This window comes from Streptomyces populi, from assembly GCF_002911015.1.
Lineage (GTDB): Bacteria > Actinomycetota > Actinomycetes > Streptomycetales > Streptomycetaceae > Streptomyces > Streptomyces populi.
This window is the reverse complement of sequence record NZ_KZ627088.1, coordinates 1-1,344: the sequence shown is the minus strand read 5'-3', so window position 1 is coordinate 1,344 and position 1,344 is coordinate 1. Positions and strand designations below refer to the sequence as shown.

The 1,344-nt window shown below is 75.3% G+C and carries 1 protein-coding gene; it reads right to left on the bottom strand.

Features of this window, described 5'->3' with window-relative positions; genetic code table 11:
* On the bottom strand, window positions 1-1,344 hold a 1,344-nt coding region (locus CW362_RS42795), incomplete at both ends, for a polyketide synthase dehydratase domain-containing protein (protein WP_206301234.1).

Genomic DNA, 1,344 nt, shown 5'->3' with positions numbered 1-1,344 from the left:
GGCGCTCGTCGGCCAGCCAGTCCTGGGCGGTGCGCAGGACGGTGCCGACCGTGGTGTGCACGGCTGTGGTGCCGGCCGTGGACGGGGCGAGCGCCAGCACCGCCACCCGGGGGGCCGGGGTGCCGGAGTCGAGAGCGGCCCGCAGCGCCTCCAGCCCGGCGTGCCGGGGCAGTTCGAGGCCCTCGGTGTCGCCCAGCGCGACCCATCCGCCGGTGTCGGACGCCGGCAGGGGTGCGGGCAGCGGGTTCCAGCGGACCTCGTAGAGCGAACGCGACCGCAGCCGGCGCAGGGCGTCCGGTGACGGGGCGCGCAGGTGGAGGGAGTCGATGCTCAGCACGGGCTGCCCGGACGGATCGGCGACCCGCACCGAGATCCGGTCCGTGTCCTGGGGGGCCAGGTGCACCCGCGCGGCGATGCCGTCGCCGTGCCGGACGGCCCCGGAGAACTCGAAGGGCAGGCGCGTATCCGGTCCCTGTTCGCGCACCGGCAGTTTGGCGCCGTGCAGGGCCGCGTCGAGCAGCGGCGGGTAGATCCCGTACGCGGCGGCGGCCGCTTCCTGTTCCGGGTCCAGGGCGAGCTGGGTGTACAGCTCCTCGCCGAGCAGCCAGGCGCGGTGCACGCCCTGGAAGGCGGGGCCGTAGTCGAATCCGTGGGCGGTGAACCAGTCGTAGAGACCGTCCACCGGCAGTTCCTCGGCTCCGGCGGGCGGCCACTGGGTGAGCGGTGCCGCGGCAGGGGCCCGGCCGGTGCCCAGGGTGCCGCGGGCGTGCCGGGTCCAGGGTTCGTCGTCGCCGGTGCGGGCGTGGACGCGGATCTCCCGGTCGCCGTCGGGACCGGGGGCGTCGAGGGTGATCTGCAGTGCCACCGAGCTGTCGGCGGGCAGGGACAGGGGGGTCTCCAGGGTCAGTTCCCGCACCACCTCGCAGCCGGCTCGTTCCCCGGCGTGCAGTGCCAGCTCGAGCCATGCGGCGCCGGGCAGCAGGGTGGTGCCGGCGATGGTGTGCTCGCGCAGCCAGCCGTGGCGGTGCGGGGAGAGGGATCCGGTGAGCACCGTGGTGTCGGAGTCGGCCAGGGGTATGCCCATGGTGAGCAGGGGGTGGTCCGCGCCGAGGAGCCCGGCCGTGGGCCGGAGCGTGGACTCGGGGGCCTCGAGCCAGTAGCGCTGGTGCTGGAAGGCGTAGGTGGGCAGGCCGACAGGGGCGGTGGCGGTGGTGGTCCGGTCGCCGGTCCGGTGGGTGGTGAGGGTGTTCCAGTCGACGTGCGTGCCGTTCGTCCACAGTTCGCCGAGTCCGGCCAGCAGGGCCGCGCTCTCGCCGCGGTCACGGCGCTGCAACGCCACCGTCC